The sequence below is a fragment of the Nocardia suismassiliense genome (genome assembly GCF_900269665.1).
GTDB classification, from domain to species: Bacteria; Actinomycetota; Actinomycetes; order Mycobacteriales; family Mycobacteriaceae; genus Nocardia; species Nocardia suismassiliense.
Map to the genome: position 1 here is coordinate 4914172 of NZ_LT985361.1, position 23560 is coordinate 4937731.

The 23560-nt window shown below is 67.1% G+C and carries 18 protein-coding genes and 2 pseudogenes; 9 read left to right on the forward strand and 11 right to left on the reverse strand.

Going from position 1 to position 23560, the window contains the following annotated elements; genetic code table 11:
- The first annotated feature begins 760 nt into the window (after nt 1–760).
- The 3 genes and pseudogenes from DBO33_RS22075 to DBO33_RS44040 form a co-directional block, all read left to right on the forward strand.
- Nucleotides 761–1327 carry a copper chaperone PCu(A)C gene (locus tag DBO33_RS22075; RefSeq protein WP_107656742.1) on the forward strand — a complete coding sequence of 189 codons (567 nt, stop codon included), beginning with the start codon at nt 761–763 and terminating at the stop codon, nt 1325–1327.
- Complete coding sequence (locus DBO33_RS22080; protein WP_107656743.1) at nt 1320–2513, forward strand: Dyp-type peroxidase; 1194 nt, start codon at nt 1320–1322, stop codon at nt 2511–2513. The genes DBO33_RS22075 and DBO33_RS22080 overlap by 8 nt, the downstream gene beginning before the upstream one ends.
- 695 nt (nt 2514–3208) lie before the next feature.
- Nucleotides 3209–3325, forward strand: a pseudogene (locus DBO33_RS44040) (epoxide hydrolase); the annotation flags it as partial.
- A 645-nt stretch (nt 3326–3970) separates the two neighbouring features.
- Here the strand turns inward: DBO33_RS44040 and DBO33_RS22090 are convergent.
- Both DBO33_RS22090 and DBO33_RS22095 read right to left on the reverse strand, forming a co-directional pair.
- A complete protein-coding gene (locus DBO33_RS22090) occupies nt 3971–4558 on the reverse strand; it encodes an HdeD family acid-resistance protein (RefSeq protein WP_107656744.1) in 588 nt (195 codons plus the stop codon).
- 130 nt (nt 4559–4688) lie between these two features.
- A complete protein-coding gene (locus DBO33_RS22095) occupies nt 4689–5141 on the reverse strand; it encodes a VOC family protein (protein WP_107656745.1) in 453 nt (150 codons plus the stop codon).
- Between the two features lie 172 nt (nt 5142–5313).
- Here DBO33_RS22095 and DBO33_RS22100 point away from each other — a divergent pair, with 172 nt between their 5' ends.
- Nucleotides 5314–6288, forward strand: a complete 975-nt coding sequence (locus DBO33_RS22100) for a glycosyltransferase family 9 protein (protein ID WP_107656746.1) — start codon at nt 5314–5316, stop codon at nt 6286–6288.
- Nucleotides 6289–6536: 248 nt separating this feature from the next.
- Here the strand turns inward: DBO33_RS22100 and DBO33_RS22105 are convergent, their stop codons facing one another.
- The gene (locus DBO33_RS22105) at nt 6537–6833 is read right to left on the reverse strand and encodes an ArsR/SmtB family transcription factor (RefSeq protein WP_234391381.1); all 297 of its coding nucleotides are present in this window, start codon (nt 6831–6833) and stop codon (nt 6537–6539) included.
- A 210-nt stretch (nt 6834–7043) separates the two neighbouring features.
- Here DBO33_RS22105 and DBO33_RS22110 point away from each other — a divergent pair, with 210 nt between their 5' ends.
- Entirely contained in the window at nt 7044–7751 is a 708-nt protein-coding gene (locus DBO33_RS22110) for a M23 family metallopeptidase (protein ID WP_107656747.1), read from the forward strand.
- A gap of 369 nt (nt 7752–8120) precedes the next feature.
- Here the strand turns inward: DBO33_RS22110 and DBO33_RS22115 are convergent, their stop codons facing one another.
- The 4 genes from DBO33_RS22115 to DBO33_RS22130 all read right to left on the reverse strand — a co-directional run bounded on the left by DBO33_RS22115 (nt 8121) and on the right by DBO33_RS22130 (nt 13377).
- On the reverse strand, nt 8121–10379 hold the full coding sequence (locus DBO33_RS22115; protein ID WP_107656748.1) for a molybdopterin-dependent oxidoreductase: 2259 nt from the start codon (nt 10377–10379) through the stop codon (nt 8121–8123).
- 56 nt (nt 10380–10435) lie between these two features.
- Nucleotides 10436–11407 (reverse strand): enoyl-CoA hydratase/isomerase family protein, encoded by a 972-nt coding sequence (locus DBO33_RS44595; protein ID WP_107656749.1) that lies wholly within the window; start codon nt 11405–11407, stop codon nt 10436–10438.
- 363 nt (nt 11408–11770) lie between these two features.
- Nucleotides 11771–12409, reverse strand: a complete 639-nt coding sequence (locus tag DBO33_RS22125) for a TetR/AcrR family transcriptional regulator (RefSeq protein ID WP_234390976.1) — start codon at nt 12407–12409, stop codon at nt 11771–11773.
- Nucleotides 12410–12474: 65 nt separating this feature from the next.
- Nucleotides 12475–13377, reverse strand: a complete 903-nt coding sequence (locus DBO33_RS22130) for an alpha/beta fold hydrolase (protein ID WP_107660493.1) — start codon at nt 13375–13377, stop codon at nt 12475–12477.
- Nucleotides 13378–13502: 125 nt separating this feature from the next.
- On the opposite strand from DBO33_RS22130, the gene DBO33_RS22135 reads away from it, so the two are divergent.
- On the forward strand, nt 13503–15359 hold the full coding sequence (locus DBO33_RS22135; protein ID WP_107656751.1) for a Na+/H+ antiporter: 1857 nt from the start codon (nt 13503–13505) through the stop codon (nt 15357–15359).
- Between the two features lie 17 nt (nt 15360–15376).
- Here DBO33_RS22135 and DBO33_RS22140 read toward each other — a convergent pair whose 3' ends face one another.
- The gene (locus DBO33_RS22140; RefSeq protein ID WP_107656752.1) at nt 15377–15925 is read right to left on the reverse strand and encodes a TetR/AcrR family transcriptional regulator; all 549 of its coding nucleotides are present in this window, start codon (nt 15923–15925) and stop codon (nt 15377–15379) included.
- A gap of 321 nt (nt 15926–16246) precedes the next feature.
- Here DBO33_RS22140 and DBO33_RS22145 point away from each other — a divergent pair, with 321 nt between their 5' ends.
- On the forward strand, nt 16247–16855 hold the full coding sequence (locus tag DBO33_RS22145; protein WP_107660494.1) for a TetR/AcrR family transcriptional regulator: 609 nt from the start codon (nt 16247–16249) through the stop codon (nt 16853–16855).
- A 49-nt stretch (nt 16856–16904) separates the two neighbouring features.
- A complete protein-coding gene (locus tag DBO33_RS22150; RefSeq protein WP_107656753.1) occupies nt 16905–17570 on the forward strand; it encodes an enoyl-CoA hydratase-related protein in 666 nt (221 codons plus the stop codon).
- 1 nt (nt 17571) lies between these two features.
- On the opposite strand, the gene DBO33_RS22155 is transcribed toward DBO33_RS22150, so the two are convergent.
- A complete protein-coding gene (locus tag DBO33_RS22155; RefSeq protein WP_407670527.1) occupies nt 17572–18759 on the reverse strand; it encodes an AI-2E family transporter in 1188 nt (395 codons plus the stop codon).
- 234 nt (nt 18760–18993) lie between these two features.
- Here DBO33_RS22155 and DBO33_RS22160 point away from each other — a divergent pair, with 234 nt between their 5' ends.
- Complete coding sequence (locus DBO33_RS22160; protein ID WP_107656754.1) at nt 18994–19776, forward strand: crotonase/enoyl-CoA hydratase family protein; 783 nt, start codon at nt 18994–18996, stop codon at nt 19774–19776.
- A 66-nt stretch (nt 19777–19842) separates the two neighbouring features.
- Here DBO33_RS22160 and DBO33_RS22165 read toward each other — a convergent pair whose 3' ends face one another.
- Together DBO33_RS22165 and DBO33_RS44720 are read right to left on the reverse strand one after the other, a co-directional pair.
- Entirely contained in the window at nt 19843–20556 is a 714-nt protein-coding gene (locus DBO33_RS22165) for a dienelactone hydrolase family protein (protein ID WP_107656755.1), read from the reverse strand.
- Nucleotides 20557–20830: 274 nt separating this feature from the next.
- A pseudogene (locus tag DBO33_RS44720) lies at nt 20831–22888 on the reverse strand (heavy metal translocating P-type ATPase); the annotation flags it as partial.
- Nucleotides 22889–23560: the final 672 nt, after the last annotated feature.

Below are 23560 nucleotides of genomic sequence, written 5' to 3' on the forward strand. Positions count from 1 at the left end.
ACGGTCAGTGCGACAGCTCACGGTCGGTGCGACAGCGGCGCGGATGGTGCGAGGTAGGCGCGGGCGGTGCGACAGCCCAGGCGGTCAATATGACAGCCCGTGCGGTCGCAGCTCGCGCGTACTGTGCGCGACCCGCGCGGTCAGTGCAACGGCTCACGGATAACGCGACAGCTCGCGGGTAGTGCGACAGCTCGCGTGCGTAGTCCGTACGGCCGCTGCGCAGTCCATAGGTAACCGCGCAGTTCGTGCGGCCGCCTACGCACTTCGTACGGCAGCTCGCGCGCATCGATCGGTGGGATCGTGGTGCCGCTCGAAGTTAGCGCCGACATCCGTGCGGGCACCATCGTCATCCCGCACGGGTCATCAAGAGCCGGGCATGGGCTGGTCGGTGGCGGCGGGCGGTGCAGCGCCTCACGCGTAGTTCGTACGACCGCCCGCGCAGTCCGTACAGCAGCTCGCACAGTCCGTAGACAGCTCGCGCGGTTGGTGCGGTTGGCGCGGTTGGTGCGGTTGGCGCGGTTGGCGCGGTCGGCGCGGTCGGCGCGGTCGGCGCGTAGCCCTCACGGCAGCGCGCAGTCCGCACGGCAGCTCACGTGGTCCGCACGGCAGCTCACGTCGCCGACCGCATGAGCAGGCGAGGCAACAGCAGTGCACCAAAGGACGGGTTCGGCCAGGTCGGTCAACGACACCAGCAGCGTGTCGACGCACCACTGCCTGCCGCGCAGCTCGCGACAAACATCCCAAAGAACTGGAGACTTTCATGCGTATCCGCACAACGAACTCGACGACCCACGTCCGCCCAACAGCGCGTGTACTGCGTACCGCAGCAGCAGCTTTGGCTGTTCCGCTGTTACTCGTCGCCTGTTCATCCAACGACAAGCCGGAAGCCAAGGCCGCCGACTCGGTCACTATCAAAGACCAGTGGGTGAAGGCGGCGGACGGCGGTATGTCGGCGGCGTTCGGCGAGCTGAGCAATGCGAGTGACAAGCCGCGCACGATCGTGTCGGCGACGAGTCCCGCGTCGAATCAGGTCGAACTGCACGAGGTGGTCGCGGATTCGACCGGTGTGAAGACGATGCGACCCAAGGCGGGCGGTTTCGTGATTCCGGCGAACGGTAAGACCGAGCTGCGTCCGGGTGGCGACCACATCATGTTCATGGGTCTCAACGGTCCGCTGCGCACAGGTACCGAAACGTCCGTCACCCTCACCTTCGAGGACGGGTCGACGACTACGTTCACCGCACAGGTCCGCGACTTCTCCGGCAACCAGGAGAACTACGCGCCCGATCACGCGAACGGCGCGCAGATGCCGGCGCACGGTGGCTGAGTCCCGCCCCGGACGTCTCAACCGTCGACGCCTGCTCGGTGGCGGTGCCGCCGTGGCGGGCGCGACGGGTCTCGGGTGGGGCGCGGTCGCGCTCACCGGCCGTGACGAGGCACCCCGGATTTCGGCGACCGAACCGTTCTACGGACCACACCAGTCCGGCATCGCGACTGATCCGCAAGCGCAGGCGGCATTTGTGGCGTTCGACCTGAAGCCGGGCGGCACCAGGGACGACATCATCGGCATCCTCAAAATTTGGACCGCCGACGCAGCCCGCTTGACCCAGGGCAGCCCCGCTCTCGCCGACACGGAACCCGAACTGGCGCAACGACCTGCCCGGTTGACCATCACCGTCGGCCTCGGCCCTGCGGTGTTCACCATCACAGGTCTGCAGCACCGCCGCCCGACCTGGCTTCGGCCGCTACCGGCGTTCGACATCGACCGTCTCGAAACCGCCTGGAGCGACGGCGATCTGCTGCTGCAGGTCTGCGCGGACGAGTCGACCACCGTGTCGCATGCGGTGCGTGCGCTGTGCCGAAGCGTCTCCTCGCTGGTCAGCGTGCGCTGGGTGCAGCGCGGGTTCCGCAACGCCGCACCCGGTCGCACCCCACGCAACCTGATGGGTCAAGTCGACGGCACGGTGAACATCGCGCCGGGCCCCGATTTCGATCGATTGGTATGGGACGACGGCACCGCCCAACCCTGGCTCGCAGGCGGCACCTCCTGCGTGCTGCGCCGGATCGCGATGACCTTGGACACCTGGGATGAAATCGACCAGGAGGGAAGGGAACTCACCGTCGGCCGCACCGTCGCCAACGGTGCCCCGCTGACCGGCAGCGACGAATTCGACGAACCGGATTTCGCCGCCGTCGACGCCAACGGCATCCCGGTCATCCCGCCGTCCTCCCACATCGCCCGCGCACACCACACCCACGACGGCGAGCGCTTCCTACGCCGCGGCTACAACTACGACGATGCTCCCGCACCGGGCACGATCTCGAACTCCGGACTCCTCTTCGCCGCCTACCAACGCGACGTAGACACCCAGTTCCTGCCGGTCCAGCAACGACTCGCCGAGTTCGACGCCTTGAACGTATGGACCACCCCGGTGGGGTCGGCGGTGTTCGTCATCCCGCCGGGAGTGCCGTCACCGGGCGGGTACATCGGGCAGCCGCTATTCGAATCCTGACAGACGCCCGAGCCGCCGGGCCGTGGCCGGGCGGGCGGCGAGTCGGAGCCCGTGACCCGACACGCCGCATAAGGGCGAGCAGGACGGGCGCAGGCAAAGTCACGGGCGCGACCGTTCGCGCCGAGTCGGAGCCCCGGCCCGTGACCCGACCACCGAACCATGGTCACTCGGGATGGACGCAGGCAACATCGCAGGCGCGGCCGGTCGCACCGAGTTGAATCCGCAGCCCGTGCTGACTGCATATGGAGACGCGGTCGGAGCAAAATCGCAGTCAGGAAAGGCCGGCGGTCAGGACCGACGAAACGCCTGGCCGCCACCACGTCTCACCCGCCGCACAAGGGTCGGGCAGGACGGGCGCAGGCAAAGTCACCGGCGCGGCCGGTCGCCCGAGTCGGAGCCCTGGCCCGTGCTGGCTGCAGTGGGAGACGCGCCAGAGCAAGAATCGCAGTCAGAATGGGCTGCCGGTCGGGACTGAGGACGCGCCCAACCGCCACCAAGTCCCACCCGCCATCCAGGGAACCACCGAGCGGGACATGAGGTTGGCGCCACTCGTACTTTGCCGCCACCATGTCCCCCCGGGCGCCTAGCTGAGCCGGATTTGTTGCCGGGCGGGACATGACGGTCAGGCGTCGTTCTTTCGGCTCGTTCGCTGACCCACCGCGGGAACATTTCGCTCCCGCGGTGGCACCCCTGAGTACTCGCGGATGCACGCCACCCGGCCGCAGACAGCCGGGTACGGACTCGTGGACTCCCCTGCGGCACTGTGTGCCTGGATCATCGAGAAGTTCTGGGCGTGGATCGACTGCGACGGTCGGAGTGCGCAGCTCGGTGGCACCTTCAAGGGTGCATCCCCGACTTGCTGATGTCTGGAGGCGGGCGGTTGCGAGGCGGACATCCCCGCTGCACGCGTGAGTGGCACACCATGGAGAGCTCATCTCGACGATTGCCACAGCCTGTGCCACTCACCGTCATCGCGCCGGGTCGGGCGACAGCCACCTGGTCGCGCCGGCGATCGGCCGATGCGTCGCGTCGACGATGGGCCAATGCGTCGCGTCGACCTGATCGCCCGCCACCCGAGATCGACACACCTGGGTGGTGCGGCCGCGGCGGAGTTTCCGTTGCAGTGGGTGGCCACCATCGACGGCCAGCCCACCGCATCGTATGGCAGACAAGGCACCGCATCAGGGAATAGCCGGCGCACCGGATCGACTGCAGACCAGGCAAGTTTGCGGTAAGTGCTTGGATCGACGATTCAGGGATCGTGGCGAGAGAGCCAGCCTATCCAAACGGAGGCAGTCAGTGGCGTCACGTGACACGGCGACTGCACCGGTGCTGATCCCATAACGCAGAAGCCACGCAGCGACACATGCCAGAAATGCCCTCCACCTCAATCCCGCAGACGCACAACGGCCGCCGCGCCGAGTCGACGCGACGGCCGCAGGCCGAGACCGAATCTGTCAGATGCCGGTTCCCTGGAACCTCTTGGCATCCTTGCGAATCCCGAACGCCACGATGACCTCCATGATCCCGAGCACGATCAACCACACGCCGACCACGACTGCCAACGTGGCGACCGAGGTCAACGGCCAGGCGATCAGCACGATGCCGGCGATCACGGTGAGCACGCCGAAGAACACGGCCAGCCAGCGACCCGGCACGTCCGGCTCGGAAATCGCGATCACCACCGCGGACACACCGCGGAACAACCACCCGATGCCGATCCAGATGGCAAGCAGCAGAATCGAAGTCAGCTCGTCCCGGAAGCAGAAGACGCCGATCGCGATGGAGAGCACCCCGCTGATGAAGGCGAGCACGCGGATCCCGGTACTGCTCGGTGCGCCGAACGCGGCCATCAGCTGCAGGAAGCCGCTGACCACCAGATAGATTCCGAAGAGGATGCCCGCCGCCAGCAGGGTCACACCGGGCCAGGCGAGAATGATCACACCGAGGATCACCGAGAGTAAGCCGGTGACCAGAACGGTTTGCCACGCACTGCGGGCAAGAGACTGCAAAGGACCCTCGAGCACGCTGTTTGTCGTCGTCATAGTCCGATGCTATGCCCCGCCAGTGGGTTTCCTGGATATTTGCCTGCCGAACGCTGCGGTTCACTCCCTGGACGCTGCGGTTCAGTGGGCTTGCCCGTCGAACAGCCGGTTCACCGGCCGATCCGACCCGCTAGTCGCCCACCCCGTCGGTGCTCGACACGCCCGAGTCGGCCGTGGCAGGCGCCACGATGTTCACCATCCAGGCAATGCCGAAACGATCTCGGCACAAACCGAACTCGTCCCCCCACATCTGCTTCTCCAGCGGCACCGACACCGTGCCTGCCTCCGACAGACGGTCCCAGTAACCGTGCAACTCGGCAGCGTCCGAACCACTGAGGCTGATCGAAATGCTGCTTCCCGGTGTGTATTCCATGCCGGGCGGGGTGTCCGCGGCCATCAACGTGAAGCCGCTCGGGGTCTCCAGGACGCCGTGCATGACCAGGTCCGCACCGGGCGCCTCCTGGTCGCTGAATTCGCTGAAGGTGCTGATGGTCAGGGTGCCGCCGAACACGTCGCGGTAGAACTCCAGAGCTGCGCGGGCCGTGTCGCCGAAAGTCAGGTACGGGTTGAGCCGGGAGGTCATGACACGAGGTTAGTGCGCCTGCGGACAAGCGGCGATGAGTGACGCCTGACTCGCCGGGGTTTATGGCCTGACAGGGTCGGGTAGTCATCCCTAAGTGACTCTGGTCGTGTACGCCCATGTGGTGAAGCGGGTGGGTCGGGAATCGTGAGTCTCGGGTGGCTAGGAGAAGAGGGTGGCGGTTGTACTCGTGCTGCAGGCACGGGGCCTTGGTGATCTACTCACTGCGGTCCCGGCGCTCCGTGCGCTGCGCCGGGCAAGGCCGCACGACCACATCGCACTCGCCGCCCCGCACCGGCTGAAGCCGATCGTCGACCTGATCGCGTCGGTGGACACGATGGTTCCCACCGCCGAACTCGGCGGCCTGCGCTGGGACGCGCCCGGCCCGCAACTCGCGGTCAACCTGCACGGGCCCACCACCGAAAGCATTGTGCAGCTGGAGAAGACGGCCCCGGGCCGGATCCTCAGCTACCGCAACCCGGCGTTCCCCGAACTGACCGGCCCCGAGTGGCAGACGGACATGCATCACGTGGACCGCTGGTGCCACCTGCTCGAATCCGACGGGATCGTCGCGGACCGGCGCAATCTGGGTCTGGTGCCACCGGTGGCGACCACCAGCCACCGCGACTGCGTCGTGGTGCACGTCGGGGCTGGTGCGCCTGCCCGCCGCTGGCCCGCCGATCGGTTCGCCGCCGTCGTCCGGCATCTGCTCGTGCTCGGTCGCGAGGTAGTACTGACCGGCGATGAGTACGAACGAGAGATCGCGCTGAACATCGCCGCGCGCGCCGGCCTGCCAATCAGCCGAGTTCTCGCCGGCGACCAGAACCTCATCGAACTGGCTGCGACGATCGCCGAGGCCGGGCTCGTGATCAGCGGCGACACCGGAGTCGCCCACCTGGCCACCGCGTTCGGCACACGCACCGTGCTGCTGTTCGGCCCGACGCCGCCGCGCTGGGGCGGACCACCCCCGCACCTGCTCAACCGGCACGCCGTGCTCTGGGCAGGGCAGCTCGGCGACCCATACGCCGACACGCCCGACCCCGGACTGCTGCGGATCGGTGTCACCGAGGTGATAAACGCGGTCGACAAGCAACTCAACAACGCGTCCGCTACCCAGTCCCGCCGCGCTCCTTATCGTCGCGTCGGCTGACGGCCCCAGCCGCCGCCAACAGGCCCGCACCACAACCGCATCCGCCACCCACCGTCGACTTCGCAGACCCGGTTCGTTCCCCCGCGCACACCTGCGACCCGCGGCCCGTCTCTCCCGACCACAGGCTGGCGTTCATGCGCCACCGCGCTGACGGAATTCGGTGCTGGCCGAGCAGGCCATGTCGGCCGACGTGGCGTGTCACGACGACAGCCCGGGCAGGCGTGGCCGACCCGCCGCGCAGATCGCACTCAGACTCTGCCGTCGGTTCGTGCGGTCTGCAACGCGGCCGCGTAGGCGGCGAGCGCACTGGGCCAGAACTGATCGAGATAGTCGCGGGCGTCGCCGAGACCACGGGGATCGAGCGAGTACAGCCGGCGGTTACCTTCCGGACGCATCATCACCAGGCGCGCCTCGCGGAGAACACGCAGGTGCTGCGAGACCGCCGAGCTGGTCACCCCGGTGAGTTCGGCCAACTCGCCGACCGCGCGCGGAGCCTGCGGAAGCGCTTCGAAAATGGCACGGCGGGTCGGGTCGGACAGCGCCATCAGCGCACGAACTCCATTAGTCGCCACTGAAATAGTGTGATCACCGAGCGACCATTTGGTCAACTCGGCGCCTTAGGGAATTCCCCCAGGTGAACATCGGAGGCGCGCGAGCGCGTTACACACTTGTAATACCCGAACTGGGCTTTTCCACCGCTGTGACGGTAACCACAGGATTGCAGAGCTCCGATTAACCTCCCGTACGTTCGTCCTATGCCCGTGACCGTTCCGTTATCTTCTCGTCGGGGCGCGACCCGGACTCGACGCCACCGTGCCGCCACCCGCGCGGTGGCCGTGTCCGCGGTCGTCAGCGCCTCGCTCGGCGTGCTAGCCGCCGCCGATCAGCACTCGACCACCACCTCCGGCCACCTGACCGCCGGAACCCTCGCCTCCGCTGACGCCGACACCGCACAGCAGGTCGCGTTCACTGCCTTCACCCCGCGTGAGGCGCAGATGCCGCAGATCGTGCCGGAGAACGTGGTGTGGGAGCAGAATCGTTTCGCCGTCGAAGCGGCCCGCCCCAAGACCGTTCGCCCGATCGCGGGCATCCTGACCTCGACCTTCGGCGAGCGCTGGGGTTCGCTGCACGCGGGCCTCGACCTGGCCGACGCGATCGGCACGCCGATCGCCGCGGTCACCGACGGCGTGGTGATCGAGGCCGGACCGGCCAGTGGCTTCGGCATGTGGGTCCGGGTGCAGCAGGACGACGGCACCATCGGCGTCTACGGCCACGTCAACGACATCCTCGCCACGGTCGGCCAGCAGGTCCGCGCGGGCGACATCATCGCCACCGTCGGCAACCGCGGCTTCTCCACCGGCCCGCACCTGCACTACGAAGTGCATCTGCCCGGCGGCCAGCCGATCGACCCGCTCCCCTGGCTGGCTGGTCGCGGCGTCGACATCCTGCGCAACACTCCCTAGTCCGCCGCTCTTCGCGGGTCGATGAGGGGCTCGTGAAGGACGCACGCCCCGGCCGCGTACGTATCAACGGTGATACGTGCGCGGCCGGGGCGTTCGTGTACCCGAGGGTGGGCCGATTGCCGAGTTCAGGAGATCCGGTGCCAGGTTGCCGACAGCAGGCGAATCCCGAGTTCGGGAGAGCCAGTGCCGCGTTACCGACACGCAGGCTAATCCCGAGTTCGAGAGAGCCAGTGCCGCGTTGCCAACACGCAGGCGAACCCGAGTTCGAGAGAACCAGTGCCGCGTTACCGACACGCAGGCTAATCCCGAGTTCGGGAGAGCTAGTGCCGCGTTCCGGCACGCAGCCGAATCCGACGCCACTCGTTGGTCTCAGATCTCCTCAAGTGCCTCGATGCGAGCCGGAACGTGCTTGTGCCACGGGGTTCCCGCGATGGCGTCGCGCCAGGTGACGTCGGTCAGTTCGTTGGCGGCGACGCCGGTGCGCTGAGTGCCGTCGCCATCGGGCAGGTCGAGGCCGAGGCCGTTGGGCAGCGAAGCGTGGCCGCGCTGCATGCGGTCGTTCACTTCCACGGTGGAGATGGCGGTGCCGCGACGGGTGGTGATGCGGGCGCGGTCGCCGGTGGCGAGGCCGAGGTCGGCGGCGTCGTCGGGGTTGAGCCGCAGGGAGCCGTTGGGGTCGCGGTGGCGCCAGGTGCTGTCGCGGAAGATCGTATTGGCGGTGAACGAACGCCGCTCCCCTGCGGCGAGGACGAAGGGGAATTCGGCACTGGTGTGGGTGGACGCAGTGCTGGCGAGCTCGCGCAGGGTGTGCAGTAATTCCGGTATTGCCAACGGGATTCGCTTGTCGGGGTGCGGTACGTAGTCCCAGGCGTCGGCGTAGTCGTCGACGGTGAAGGTGACCCCGGAGCGGCCTGCGAGGATGGCGTCGAAAAGTGCGTCGGCGTCACGGTGTCCGGCGCGACGCATGGCGGCGGGGTACACCTTCGCGACGCGCTGGGCCAACCCCCACAGCACCGCCGCGGCGCGCGCATCCTCGGGCAGGGTGGGGCCGAGGGTCTCGTACAGCACATACGGCGCCACACCCGCGAGGGATTTATCGGCCGCGAGCATTGCGGCGAACGCCCACTTGTACGGGCGGCGACCGAGTTTCGCGGCCATCCCTAGTACGGCGAGTTTCCCGGCACCGACGGTGCCGAGCCTGCGCAGCAGCCGGGCGTAGATTTCCGGTTCGGCCAGCGTGCCCGGCAGCGGGTCGAGGACCGGTGCGCGCAGGTGAAAGGTGTTGTGCGGGAACTCGAGATTGAAGAAGGTGGCTTCCCACTTCTCGAACTGACTGGCTGCGGGCAGCACGTAGTCGGCCTGACGCGCGGTTTCGGTGAGGGCGACGTCGAGGACTACGACCAGGTCGAGCGCTTCGAGCGCTTGCCGGAACTTGGCCGAATCGGCAAGGGAGTGGGCCGGATTGGCGGACTCGACGATCATCGCGCGGAAACGGTCCGGATGGTCGGTGAGGATCTCCTCGGCAATGGAGTTGCACGGCACCATGCCGCCGAGGATCGGTGCGCCCGTCACCGGTGTGCGTTTGATGTCGCGGCTGTATCCGGCCAGCGGTGCCATCCACGAGTGTGGCTGCATGGCACCGGGTTTGGCGAAGTTGCCGGTGAGCAGCCAGAGCAGTTTGTTCAGATAGGAGATGAGGGTGCTGTTGGGACTCTGCTGCACACCCAGGTCTTCATACGTGGCAACGCTGGCGGCAGTGCCGATGCGGTGCGCCGCCGCGCGTACGAGTTGCTCGGGTACGCCGCAGATTTCGGCATAGGCGGCGACATCGATGCCGGAGAATTCCCGAAGGACCGACTCGGAATCGGTGGTGTGTTCGGCGAGGAAGGCATGGTCGACGAGGTCGTCCTGCACCAGAACGGCGAGGATCGCGGACAGGCACCAGGCGTCGGTACCCGGGCGGAGTTGCAGGTGGATGTCGGCGAGGTCGGCGGTTTCGGTGCGCACCGGATCCAGCACGATCATGCTGCGGGCTGGGTCTTTGGCGATCTGCTGCAACACCGTCCGGGCCCGCGGGACGCCGTGCGACTGCCAGGGATTCTTACCGAGGAACACCGACACTTCGGCGTGCTCGAAATCGCCGGTGGTGTGGCCGCCGGTGAGGTGACCGTCGACCCAGCCTTCCCCGGTTTTCTCCTGAGCCAAGGCGCTGGACCGGTAGCGGGCGCCGATCGCGCGGCGCAGCGCACCGCTGTACGCACCACCGAGGTGGTTACCCTGTCCCCCGCCGCCGTAGTAGAAGATCTTGTCGCCGCCGTAGCGGTTCTTGACCTCGATGAGACGCGTGGCGATCTCGGATATAGCCGTGTCCCAGTCGATTTCGGTGAAACTTCCGTCGGCTTCGCGGCGCAGCGGTGCGGTGAGGCGGACACCGCCGTTCTGATAGTGGTCCAGGCGTAGCGCCTTGTTGCACGTGTAGCCGGCGGACGCGACATGTTCCTTGTCGCCGCGAATCTTGGCGAAGCGGCGGTCGTCGAGCTGGATCAGCAGGCCGCAATTGTTCTCGCAGAGGATGCATGCGGTCTTGTGCCACTCCGTGTTTGCGGCGCTACCGCGAGATGCCGTCACGTGGGCGTCTCGAGCCCGGTCGCCATCGACCTCGGGCCGGCCCGTTGCTGCCGCGGTCACTTGCTGACCTGATCCACGCGAGTGCCGTCCAGCCACGGTTTGAGATCGGCGAGGAACGGGGTGTCGCCGAGGCGTTCGAGGTCCTCGAGGAAGGCCGTCGTGGTGCGGCCGGCCGCGGCGGTGGTGCCCGCGGAAATGAACCCGGCCTGCTCACGGTCGAGGCCGCGAGACAGCGACTTATCGGTGCCGAAGTAGATGGCGCGCTTGGCTTCCGCGACGGCGACCGGATTGCGCGTTGCCAATCTCGCTGCGGTCACTTGGGTTTCGGCCAGCAGCTGATCTTCTGGGACCAACCGGTGCACCAGCCCTAGTCGATAGCCTTCCCGCACCGACAGCGGTGCACCTTCGAGGGTCACCTCGATTGCCTTGGCCGCACCCAGGAGTCGGGACAGCCGCTGGGTTCCGCCGCCGCCCGGTATCAGGTTGGCCAAGGTCTCGATCTGACCGAGTTTTACGTGTTCGGCGTCGGCCGCATAACGCAGGTCACATGCCAGCGCGATCTCGTGCCCGCCGCCGAGTGCCGGGCCGTTGATCGCGGCCAGGTACACCACGCCGGAACGATTCATCCGCAGCGTGGTCTTCTTCCAGCGATGCCCCCACACCAGGCCGACGCCGAGCCCGCCACCGAAACGCTCCGCCAGCCGGGCCGCTCCCGGTAACCGCATTGCCACATCACCGAACCGCAGGAACGGGGCGGCGACTCGCGCGGGGACGAACGGATGCGGCAGTTCGATCATGCCGGTCAGCGCGCGTGGGTCGGCGTGGGTGAGGAACCGGCCGGGCAGCCCGCCGGTGAGCACGACCGCGCCTACCGTGTCGTCGGCATCCACCGCCGCGGTCAGCAGGTCCAGATCGCGCACGAATTCGGGAGTGGCGAAGTTGAGCGGCGGCGCGACGACCCGCGCCGTCAGCACCCGCCCGTCTCGGATCAGTTCGATGGTCTCCAGCTGGAGATCGGCGGCGGACATCGGCGGCTCCTTCGATGCACATGGCAACGGCCGGACCACGAGAATGCGGCAACGCAAACCCGGTTCACCCGAACCCGTTCTGATTATGGTGTCCACCATAATAGGTGTGTCAAGGGGTACCACCCAGCGCGGCAACAAGTATCGGTGCGGTACGAGCGATCGGTGTTTGCTCGGCCCCGCTCACGCGGGAAGGCGATTTCTCGCTGTGCATGCCGAACGCGGCGGCTTAACCGGTTGGCGCGGGAGCCGCGATAGGCGACGAACCACGTCGCAAGACGGAGCCACGCGGTGGACGCCCGTGGCACCCACAGAATCCGAACAGGACGCGTGACGTTGATGTCGCCCGAATGGGGCGCGATGACGTTACTGCTGCGAACCAGATTCCGCCGTGCCGGTAGCTGTGGGGAGCAGGTCGCGCAGCTCGGCAACGACGTCGTCGAGCGGTGTGATGTCGCGCTGGGCTCGGCACAGCGCGATAGCGCCCTCGAAGGCGGCGACGGTGAGGGTGGCCAGGCGGCGCGCGCGGGCTTCCGAAACCCCTTCGCGGACAAGCACGTCGGCCAGCGACGTTTGCCAGCGCGCGAAGGTCTCGGCTGCGGAACGAGCGAATTCCGGTGCGTCGTCGTTGGTTTCGACCGCGACCGCGAAAATCGGACAGCCGGCGCGGAACTCGCTGTCGACCAAGGTTCGCCGCCACATCGCGCCGAACTGGTCGAGCGCCGTCACCGAGTCGTTGTCGCGGGTCAGCCGCTCGATGAACTCGGACATGATGGTCCCCGCCGTCACGACCGCTTCGTTGACCAGCTCCGTGCGCCCGCCGGGAAAGTGGTGATACACCGAGCCGCGCGGCGCCCCGGTGCTGCTGAGCACCCGATCCACACTCGTAGCGCTGGCACCGTGCACCCGCAACGACTCCACCGCGCCCTCGATCATGCGCCGCCGCGCATCACCCGGCCGCGGGCGTACAGATCCGTCACTACGCGCTCGGCGTGTCCCTGCCATACCGCCATGTTATGGGATGTGCCATAAAGGTGACGCGGCATGGGTCGAGTGATCGCTCACGAAACTCACGTCGTCCGGTGGCCGACCCGAGTCGCATGGAAGTCGAGAAAGGCGGACAGGGTGTCGGCCGGCGCTTCGACCTGGGGATAGTGGCCGACCTTCGGCAACTCGATCACGTCGGGATTCGGGATCAGTTCGCGATACCGGCGAGCCATGTGCGCCCCGGAGACCGGATCGAGCAGACCGTCGATAAGGCGCAGCGGCACCACGGTGTCGCGCAGGGCACCGACCCAGCGCTCGCGATTCTTGCGACGTTCACCCATGTACCGAATCAGCTTGTGGCCGTTGCGTTTACCGCGCTTACCACACCACAACGTCCAGAACTGTTCCAGCTCTTCGCGCGTCGGCTTGGTATCGGGGCCGAAGACGGCGGACAGGCTCGCAGTGTAGGCGCGCTCACTGGCCAGGAAGCTGAACACCGGTCCGAGCGGACTCGCCAGCAGGCGCTGCACCAACCGAGCCCGGTGCGTCTCGGGGAACAATCCACCATTGAGCAGGCACACCGACTCGATCACCAGCGACTCATCCCCTGCGGCGCGACGCTCGGCATCACGGGCGAGCAATTCCTGAGCGACGGTATCCCCGTAGTCGTGAGCCAAGATGTGGACCCGGCCGACGCCCTGCTCCCGCAGTAGATTCTCGTGAATGTCGGCCTGATCGGCGATCGAATACTGATAATTGCGCGGCTTCGCCGACCAGCCGAAACCGATCATGTCCGGCGCGAGCACCCGAGCAAACCGCTCGCACAGGCCCGGCCAGACGAGGTGCCAGTCCCAGGACGCGGTCGGGAATCCGTGGATGCAGAGCAGTGTGCCGTCGGCGCCACCGCCGTCGTCGCGATAGAAGATCTGGTGGCCGCGGTGGGTGAACCGCCTGCCGTTCGCCCGCCAGGACGCAAACTCCTCCATGCCTACCTCCTTGTCGCCGACAAGCATGGCCCCTGAACCCCTCCGGCACAGGAAATCCGTCGACAGCGGACGTGTCATGTACCGCGGGCAGAGTTGCCGGAGATGCGCTCTGCGAGAATGCCACGGTGCATGTCGCGATCGGCCTGGTGGTTCTCGTTGCCTCGGCGGCGGCGCTGGCGGCGCTGGCCCGCCGATTCGGTGTGTCCGAACCGCTCGTCCTGACCCTGGCCGGCGTGGCGGCGTCGTATCTGCCGTTCGTGCCGGAGATTCACCCCGATCCCGAGATCATCCTGCTCGGATTGCTGCCTCCGCTGCTCTATACGGCGGCGATCCGGACTTCCCTGGTGGACTTCCGCGCCAATATGCGCACCATCGCGTCGCTGTCGGTGGGGTTGGTGCTGTTCACTACCTTTGCGGTCGCGGCGGTGGTGTGGTGGTTGCTGCCGGTGCCGTTCGCGGTTGCGGTCGCGCTGGGCGCGGTAGTGGCGCCGCCCGACGCTGTGGCCGCGACGGCGGTGGCCCGGCGGATCGGGATGCCTCGCCAGATCGTCACCATCCTGGAAGACGAGTCGCTGTTCAACGACGCGACCGCGCTGGTGGCCTTGCGCACGGCGATCGCCGCGTCGGCCGGAACGGTGACGGTGTGGCAGGCCGGCGGCGACTTCCTGCTCGCCGCGGGTGGCGGTGCCGCGGTGGGTGTCGTCGTGGCGTATCTGCTTGCGCTGCTGCGCCGTCGGATCACCGACCCGGTGCTGGACACGACGCTGTCGTTCCTCGCGCCGTTCGCGGCGTACCTGCCCGCCGAAGGAATGCACGCGTCCGGCGTGATCGCGGTGGTCACCTGCGGCATGATCCTCGGGCACGGTGCGCCGGTATGGCAGAGCGCGGCGTCGCGGATCGCGGAGCGCACCAATTGGCGCACGATCCAATTCATCTTGGAGAGCTCGGTATTCGTCATCATCGGTTTGCAGGTGCGTGCGATCCTCGAGGGTGCGTGGAGCAGCGGGCTCGATCACCGGACGGTGGTAGTCGCCGCCATCGGGGTGCTGCTGGTGACCATGCTGGCGCGACCGTTGTGGATCTTCCCCTGGTCCTTGCTGATTCGCCGGATCGGGCCCACAGGGGGCGTTCCGTTGACGCATTCGGCGGTGGCGTCGTGGGCGGGGATGCGCGGGGTGGTCACCCTCGCCGCAGTGCTGCTGTTGCCCGAGGACACGCCACAGTTGCCGGTATTGAAGCTGCTCGCGCTGGTCGTTGTCGCGGGAACGCTACTGCTGCAAGGTACTTCGCTGCCATGGTTGGTGCGGTTGCTGCACCTGCGCGGGCCGAGCCGGGCCGAGATGGCGCTACAGAAGGCGAACCTGCTTCAGCAGGCGACGACGGCGGGGCTGGCCGAACTCGACAAGTGGATCACCCCGGACACGCCGGCTTCGGTCGTCGATTCGTTGCGCGACCGGGTCACCTGGAAGACCAATGCGGCTTGGGAACGGCTGGGCCGTTCAGAATCCGAGTTGGCGACGCCGACCGCGGAATACCGGCGGCTGCGGTTGGCGATGCTGCGGGTAGAGCGCGAAACTGTACTGCGCGTACGGGATTCGGGTTCCGCCGACTACGAGATCCTGCAGTACGTGCTGGCTCGGCTCGACCTCGAGGAGTCGATGATCGATCGGTACGACGAGACGGAAGAGGAGCGTCTCGAACCACTCTCAGCGCCTGCGGCCGGCGATACGTGCGCGCATCTTCGCGCTGCTCCGCTGGTGCTGGATCCGGCGAGCCCGGACGTTTGCGCCGAATGCGTCGCGGAGGGGATGAGTTGGGTTCATCTGCGAATGTGCCTGTCGTGCGGGCACATTGCTTGCTGCGATTCGTCTGTCGGTAATCACGCGACCAAGCATTACGGCAGTAGTGGGCACCCGGTGATGCGCAGCGTCGAACCCGGGGAGGCGTGGCGGTGGTGTTATGTGGACGAGTTGCTGGGTTGAGTGCGGGGCAAGGGCTCTCAGCGGCGGGCGTGTGAATAGATCAGGCGCGCGTATTCGTTGAGCAACTTGTCCAAGGACAGATCTTCGCCCCCGGCCGCGATCTGCTGGTAGCCGATCAGCATCGCCATACCGAGCCCGGTGACCACCGCCGAGGTGTCGTCGTCGCCGACCACGCCCTTGATGGCCTTATGCACTGTGCGCCTACGAGATTCGTCGACGCGCTTGAGCGCCAGGTTCACCGATTCGTCGTTGGCGGCCCAGGCGCGGATCGCGGCCTCCGCGGCGTGGTGCAGGCCGGAGGCGAGGTCGGACATGGCGCGAATGTCGTCATCGGGGTTGCCCTGGTTGAACTTCAGGGTGCGCAGGATCAGCACCTGCCGGTTCTCCCAGTGCTCGAGCAGCGCGTCGACGAAACCCTGCCAGCTGCCGAAGTGGTGATAGAACGAGCCGCTGGTGACGCCCAGACGACGGCACAGCACACCGATATTGAGACCCTTGAAACCGAATTCAGCGAGCACCTCCAGAGCGGTGTCGAAGTACTGCTCCTTGGTGACCACACGTGACATGCCGGGTGCCGTTCTGTTCGTTCGGGCAGGGGTGGGAGGACCGAACAGTACCCCATTGTCTCGCCGGCTCGTACGAGGATAACCAAGCCGCTACCGCGCTGTTCGAGCGACCCCAAGTACCTGTTACCCGGCGAAATATCTAGTGCGCGTACGGAATAGCAACAAGAACGAACAAGTAGCAGGGCCGCGAGCGACACCGCCCCCGACTACGCCCGACCATCAGTCGCACCCGGCCCCGATCACACCCACATCCGGGTATCGCGCAGGGCCGAGCTCAGCGCTCGCGAATAACAGAGCAATCGCTCTGTTATAGTGATCGGCATGCCCCGCCCTCGCACCCACGACCCGGACATCGTGCTCGATGCCGCGGAGTCACTGGCCGTGCGATCGGGCCCGGCTGCGGTCACCACTCGCGCCGTCGCCGCGGCGACCGGCGTATCCAACGGCGCGATTTACCACACCTTCGGTTCGCGCGCGGAGCTGCTCGGCCGCACCTGGTTACGGGCCGCGCACCGCTTCCTGGCCTTGCAGTCCGAACTGGTCGACGCCGCACTGGACGGACCGGAGCAGCAGGACGGCATCGACGCGGTGATCGCCGCCGCCGAAGCGCCCGTGGTGTTCGCCGAAAAGTTTCCGACCTCGTCGCGGCTACTGCTCACCGTCGAGCGCGACGAACTGCTCGGTGACGTCCCCGACGCTATCGCTACCGAACTCGCGGACACCGACAAAGTGTTGGTGGAGTTACTGATTCGACTGTCCCGGCATCTGTGGGGTCGCGGCGACGGCCGCGCAGTCGATGTACTGATCGTGTGCATGGTCGACCTACCCACCGCGATCCTGCTGCGCCGCAACAGGGTCACCAATCCCCTGGCCCGCGAGCAACTTCGCGCGGCGGTGCGTGCGGTCTTGGAAGTAGGCCCACCACCGTGACCACAAAGCGCTCCCCCTAGATTCCGAACCGCACAACACAAGGAACCAGATGCCGACCCTCAGCTACCACGACAAGATCGCCGTCCTGAACCTGGGCGACGACGAAAACCGTTTCTCGCCAGCATTTCTCGAAGCTGTCAACGCTCAACTCGACACCGTCCTCGCCGACGGCGCACAGGGCTTGATCACCACCGCCAGCGGCAAGTTCTACTCCAACGGCCTCGACCTGGACTGGCTCGGCGCCAACGGCGACCGCACCCAGTGGTACGTCGGTGAAGTCCAAGCACTGTTCGCGCGGGTGCTCACCCTGCCGGTGCCCACCGTCGCCGCGCTGCCCGGCCACGCCTTCGGCGCGGGCTCCATGCTGGCCATCGCCCACGACTACCGGGTCATGCGCGCCGACCGCGGTTACTTCTGCTTCCCCGAGGTCGACATCCGCATCCCGTTCACGGAGGGTATGGCCGCGCTCATCCAAGCCAAGCTCACTCCAAAAACCGCGGTCGCCTCGATGACCACCGGCCGCCGCTTCGGCGGAACCGACGCTCTCGCAGTCGATATCGTCGACGCCACCGCCCCCGAGGGCGCGATCACCGACACCGCGCTGGCATTGCTCGCCCCGCTCGGCGGCAAGGATCCCGGCACTCTCGGCGCCATCAAGAACACCATGTTCGCAGGCGCGATCACCGCGCTGCTGGCCGCCCGCCAGACCGAGTGAGCTACTCCTTCGCGGGCTGAACCTCGTCGTCGGACTCCGGTGGCGCGGCGGTGACCACATCGATCTGCTCGCCGATGTAGCGGACCACCACCGCGATCACCGCCACCACCGGGACGGCGAGGAACGCGCCGACGATGCCGTAGATCGACCCGCCCGCGGTGACCGCGAGCAGCACCACCACCGCGTGCAACTGCATGCTCCGGCTCTGCAAGACCGGTTGCAGCACATTGCCTTCCAGCTGCTGCACCGCGATGATGATGCCGAGCACGATCAACGCGGTCGTGAAACCGTTCCCGACCAGCGCGACGAGCACCGCGAGCGCACCGGCCACGAACGCACCCACTATCGGGATGAAACCGCCGATAAAGGTGAGCACCGCGAGCACCAGCGCCAACGGCACCCCGAGGATCACCAGCCCCGCACCGATGAACACCGCGTCGATCAAACTGACCAGCGCCTGGGTGCGGATGAAACCGCCGAGCGTGACCCATGCCCGATTCAGCACCTCTTCGACGTGACGGCCGCTACGGCTGCCGAGCACGGCGTGCAGCCAGGGCAGCAACCTCGGCCCGTCCTTGACGAAGAAGAAGCTCAGCACGAGCACGAGGAACAGGGTGACAATCGCCGACGTCGCCGTGGACACCCCGCTGAACACACCGCCCGCGATCTGCGCGGCGCTGGACTGCAACCGGGACACGATCGCGTCGACCGCTGAATCGAGTTGCTCATCGCGAATGCGCAGCGGCGGACCCTGCATCCAATCGCGCACCGTATTCACGCCCTCGGTGGACTTGTCCGCGAGGTCCGGGGCCTGGTCCACCACCGACGGCACGATCAACGCGACCACGCCGGCCAGCACGCCGACGAACGCGACCATCGTAATGGTCGCCGCCAAGGCGGGCCGCAGACCTTTTCGCGTAAGCCATCGGGTGGGCGGCCACAGCACGGTCGCGATGACGATCGCGAGCGCCACCGGCAGCAGGACCACCCACAGTTTCGCGAAGAGGTACATCAGCACCCACGCGCCCGCGGCGATCGCGACAATGCACAACGCCCATTTCGCGAGCCACATGATGCCGGACCCGATCACGTCGCCGCGATCCGGTACCGCGTGGCTACCGCTGGTCTTGTCGGTCTGGTCGCGACCCTTGCTGGTCTTGTGCTGAATGTCTTCGCTCGGCCCACTCACGGGCCAAGTCTTGCACGAGGGTGCGGCGCGAGCAGATCATTACGTGCCGCGCGTTGCGGTGGTCCAGAGCACGCGGTTGTCTGCGATCGGTGCGCTGCGGGCCCACGAGGGCACCATCTCGATCGGCCGGAGCTTTCGCCTGACGCGTCCCACCGGCCGTCCGCTGACCGGGATCTCGACCCGCACCGCGGCACTGTCCCGGTAGGTTCGAGTGATCTTCTGAAGGAGGGCACTTTGACCGCCGCAGCCACGCTGGAACGCCACGGGCACATTGCCGTTATCACCCTCAATCGCCCCGAGGCGATGAACGCGGTGAATGCCGCGTTGTCGAGTGCGGTGGGTGCCGCGCTGGAAGAGCTCGCCGCAGACCCGGAGCTGCGGGTCGGCGTGATCACCGGGGCCGGGCGGGCTTTCTGCGCCGGAGCCGACCTCAAAGAGTTGGCGCGCGGCAACGGGATTCACGATCCGGCGCATCCGGAGTACGGATTCGCCGGGCTGGTACAGCATTTCGTGGACAAACCGCTGATCGCGGCGGTCAACGGGTTCGCGCTCGGTGGTGGCACCGAGATCGTGCTGGCCAGCGACCTCGCCGTGATGAGTGAGGACGCCTCGCTCGGATTGCCGGAGGTGACGCGTGGATTGGTCGCTGCGGCAGGCGGATTGCTGCGGCTGCCGCGGGCGGTGCCGCCCAAGATCGCGCTGGAGATGGCGTTGACGGGCACGCCGATCGATGCCGCGAGCGCGGCGCACTGGGGGTTGGTCAACCGCGTGGTGCCCGCCGATCAGGTGCTGCCCGCCGCGCTGAAGCTCGCCGAGACCATCGCGGCGAACGCACCGCTGTCGGTGCGCGCTTCCAAGCGGATCATGCACCGCGTCAACGAGTTCGGCTCCGACTGGGACACGCCGATCTGGGAGATGAGTATGGCGGAAGCCGGGCCGGTGTTCGTCAGCAAGGATGCCCTCGAAGGTCCCCGCGCGTTCGCCGAGAAGCGCGCACCGCAATGGCGCGGCGAGTAAGCGCCCCCGTCTCGCGACCGACACCCCACAGCACGGCGCGACCGGCGAGGCTCACCCCCAGCGCGATCACTGGGCGTCAGGCTTCTCCGCACCGTTGAGGTGGGTGTCGAAAAAGCTGAAGATGCGCTGCCACGCATCGCGCGTCGCATCCTCGTTGTAACCGAGGCCGGTGACGCGCAGGATCGGGTCGGCGGGAGTGAGGTTAGCGAAGGCGTGGGTGACCTTCGGATAGACCTTGATGTCGTGCTCCACGCCGAGCTCGGTCAGCGCTTCGTCCAGTTTGCGGGGCGCGCCGATCAGGATCGGGTCGCGCTGCGCGTAGCTGGCGACCACCGGGCACGAGCCCTCGAGCATGGCGCGATAGTCGCCGTAGAGGCTTGGGTAGAACGGCGCGGCGGCGTCGAAACCCTTCGGCGCGACCAGCAATGCGAAACCACCGCCCATGCAGAACCCGACGACGGCGGTGCGACCGGTGCAGTCGGGTTCGGCGACCAACCGGTCGCGCGCGGCCAAGACATCACGCACCGGCGGTCCGTCTCCGCTGAACACCAAGGCTCGATAGATCGTCCGGATGCAGCGCGCCCGGCCGCGGGAGAACAGGTTGGGAGCGATGACCAGATACCCGTAATCGGCCAGCATGCGCACGGTCCGCCGCAGATCCGCACCGAATCCCACCCCGTCGTGGATTACGACAACGCCAGGCCACGGCCCATCGCCGGACGGTCGCGCCAGGATTGCCTCGAGCCGTCCATCGGGTGCGGTGAGCTCAATCGTGTCCATGGGCATCGAATGTAGGTCAGTGTCTCAGACATGTACAGGGCGGGCTGTGTAGAAGGCGGCGACTCGCGAAGGCGTGCTGGCGAGTGCCGCGCAGGATCCCTACCACGGCCGCGCGGACCTCGATACCCGCAGCGGTCACACGTTGCCGGCGATCCGCACATAGCCGCTGACGCGTGCAGCCTATCGAGCGCGCAGGGATGGGACCGATCGCCCGCGACCACGGCACTCCGGCGCGGCCGTCAGCCTGCCCCGTGCCGCGATCGAATGCCGGTCGTCAGCGGTGCGCGGGGTGCGGCTCGGCGGTCTCGCGTGCGGACGCACTCGATGTTTGCCCCGGCAGGCGAAGGCGTTTGAGCGACACCGCATTCAAGGCGACGATGATGCTGGAGCCCGACATCGACATGGCGGCGATCTCGGGTCGCAGTGTGAAGCCGAACGCGGGTACGAACACGCCTGCGGCGATGGGCAGGGCGATGGTGTTGTAACCGACTGCCCAGGCCAGGTTTTGGTGCATCTTGCGCAGCGTTCCCCGACCGATCCGCAGGGCGGTCGGTACGTCGAGCGGGTCGGAGCGCATCAGGACCAGGTCAGCGGTTTCGATGGCGACATCGGTTCCGGCGCCGATAGCGATGCCGAGATCGGCACCCGCCAACGCGGGAGCATCGTTGACTCCGTCGCCGACCATCGCGACTTTGCGTCCATCGCGTTGCAGCTCAGCGATTTTCGCGGCCTTGTCCTTCGGCAGGACCTCCGCGATAACGGTATCGATACCGAGATCGGCGGCGATGCGTTCGGCGGTGGCGCGATTGTCGCCGGTCAGCATCACCACCTCGACACCCAGGTCGTGCAGCTCGGCGACCGCGGCCGCGGAGGTGTCGCGGGGTGCGTCGGCGAGGGCGATGACAGCACTCGCGGTGCCGTCGATCGCGGCGAGGACCGCGGTATGTCCCGAGTCTGTCAGCCGGTCACGTTGCGGGGCGAGCGTTCCGATGTCGATACCTTCGCGGTCGAACAGCCGGCGGTTTCCGACCACTACCCGATGTCCATCGACCTCCGCGACGGCGCCGTGACCCGGAACGTTCTCGAACTTGCTCGCGGTTTCCGTTGCGACGCCGCTGGTTTCGGCGTGCCGAACGATCGCTGTGGCGAGTGGATGTTCGGATTCACGCTCGACGGCGGCGACCAGGCGCAGCACCTGCTCTGCCGAATACCCTTCGGCGGTAACTACATCGGTGACTTCGGGCTCACCCTTGGTCAGAGTGCCGGTCTTGTCCATCACCACCGTTTGGATGCGCGCCGCGGACTCCAGCGCCAGCGCATTCTTGAACAACACACCACGTTTCGCGCCGAGGCCGGTGCCGACCATGATCGCGGTGGGCGTGGCGAGGCCGAGGGCATCGGGGCAGGTGATCACCACGACAGTGATCGCGAACAGCATCGCCTTCGCGAAGGAGGCACCGACGAGCAGCCACACCGTGAACGTCAATGCGCCGCCGAACAAGGCGACCAGCACCAACCAGAACGCCGCGCGGTCAGCGAGCTTCTGTCCGGGCGCCTTCGAATTCTGCGCCTGCTGAACCAGTTCCACGATCTGCGCCAGCGCGGTATCCGCTCCGACCTTGGTCGCGCGAACTCGCAAGGTGCCGTTGGTGTTCAACGACGCACCGATCACCGTCGAGCCCGATTCCTTATGGACCGGCATGCTTTCGCCCGTCACCATCGACTCGTCGACCTCGCTGTCGCCCTCCTCGACCACACCGTCGACGGCGACCTTCGCGCCGGGCCGCACCAGCAGCAGGTCACCGACCACCACCTCGGCGGTAGGCACCTCGACCGGCACGCCCTCGCGGATCACCTCCGCCTTGGGCGGCGCCAGATCCAGCAGAGCTCGGATGGCATCGTTGGCCCCGCCGCGCGCCCGCATCTCGAACCAATGACCGAGCAGCACAAAGGTTGCCAGCATCGTCGAGGCCTCATAGAACACCTCACCGCCGCCGGTCAGCGTGATCGCCAGCGAATACAGCCAGCCCGCCCCGATCCCCACCGCAACCAGAACCATCATGTCCAACGTGCGCGCACGCAACGCCGCCACCGCGCCGGTGAAGAAGATCGCCGACGAATAGAAGATCACCGGCAAACTCAACACCAGCGCCCAAATATCCTGCCGCACCCCGAACGGCACCGGTAAATGCAACCCGAACATCTCGGTAGCCATCGGCGACCACAACATCACCAGCACGGAGAACACGGCCGCGACAACAAACCGGTTTCGCATGTCGGCGGCCATCTCGGCCATCGACATTCCGGCATGGCCCGCATGCCCGCCGTGCCCGCCGTGATCGCCGTGATCGCCGTGATCGCCGTGATCGCCGTGATCGCCGTGATCGCCGTGATCAGCCTGCTCTTCCCCGCCTCGGTCGCCAGTGTCGGTGCGCCCGCCAATGTTCCCCTGAACGGCCCTCCCCCGACCTGCGCGCCCATCATGATCAGCATGGTCGCCGCGATCAGCTCGCCTTAAGTGGTCGCCGCTGCCAGCCAGCTCACCGAGGCCAGCCGCGCCGCGCTCGCCGTGCCCGCCATGGTCAGCTTGGTCGCCGTGCCCTGCGCGGGCGCCGTGCCCGCCATGATCGGTGCGCTCGGCGGAGTCGGCGCGCTCGCGGTCGCTCCAGTTGGCACGATCGGCACCCTCGGTGCGGTCGGTGCGGTCCGCGCTCTCATTGAGGGCGACACCATCAGCACGCTCGCCATGGTCGGCACGACTCGCGTGATCGCCGTCGTCAACTGGCCCAACGCGATCGTCGCCGCCAGCAATGTCGCCACGATCGCCGTGTCGGCGATGGGCATCCCACGCTTGCCCGCCATGGTCGGCGCGGTCAGCGCGGTCAGCAGAGTCGGCGCGGTCAGCAGAGTCGGCGCGGTCGGTGCTCCCATTCCGGGCGGCACCATCGGCACGTCCTCTGTGGTCGGCACCGCTCGCGCGCTCGCCGTCGTCGACACGGTCGAC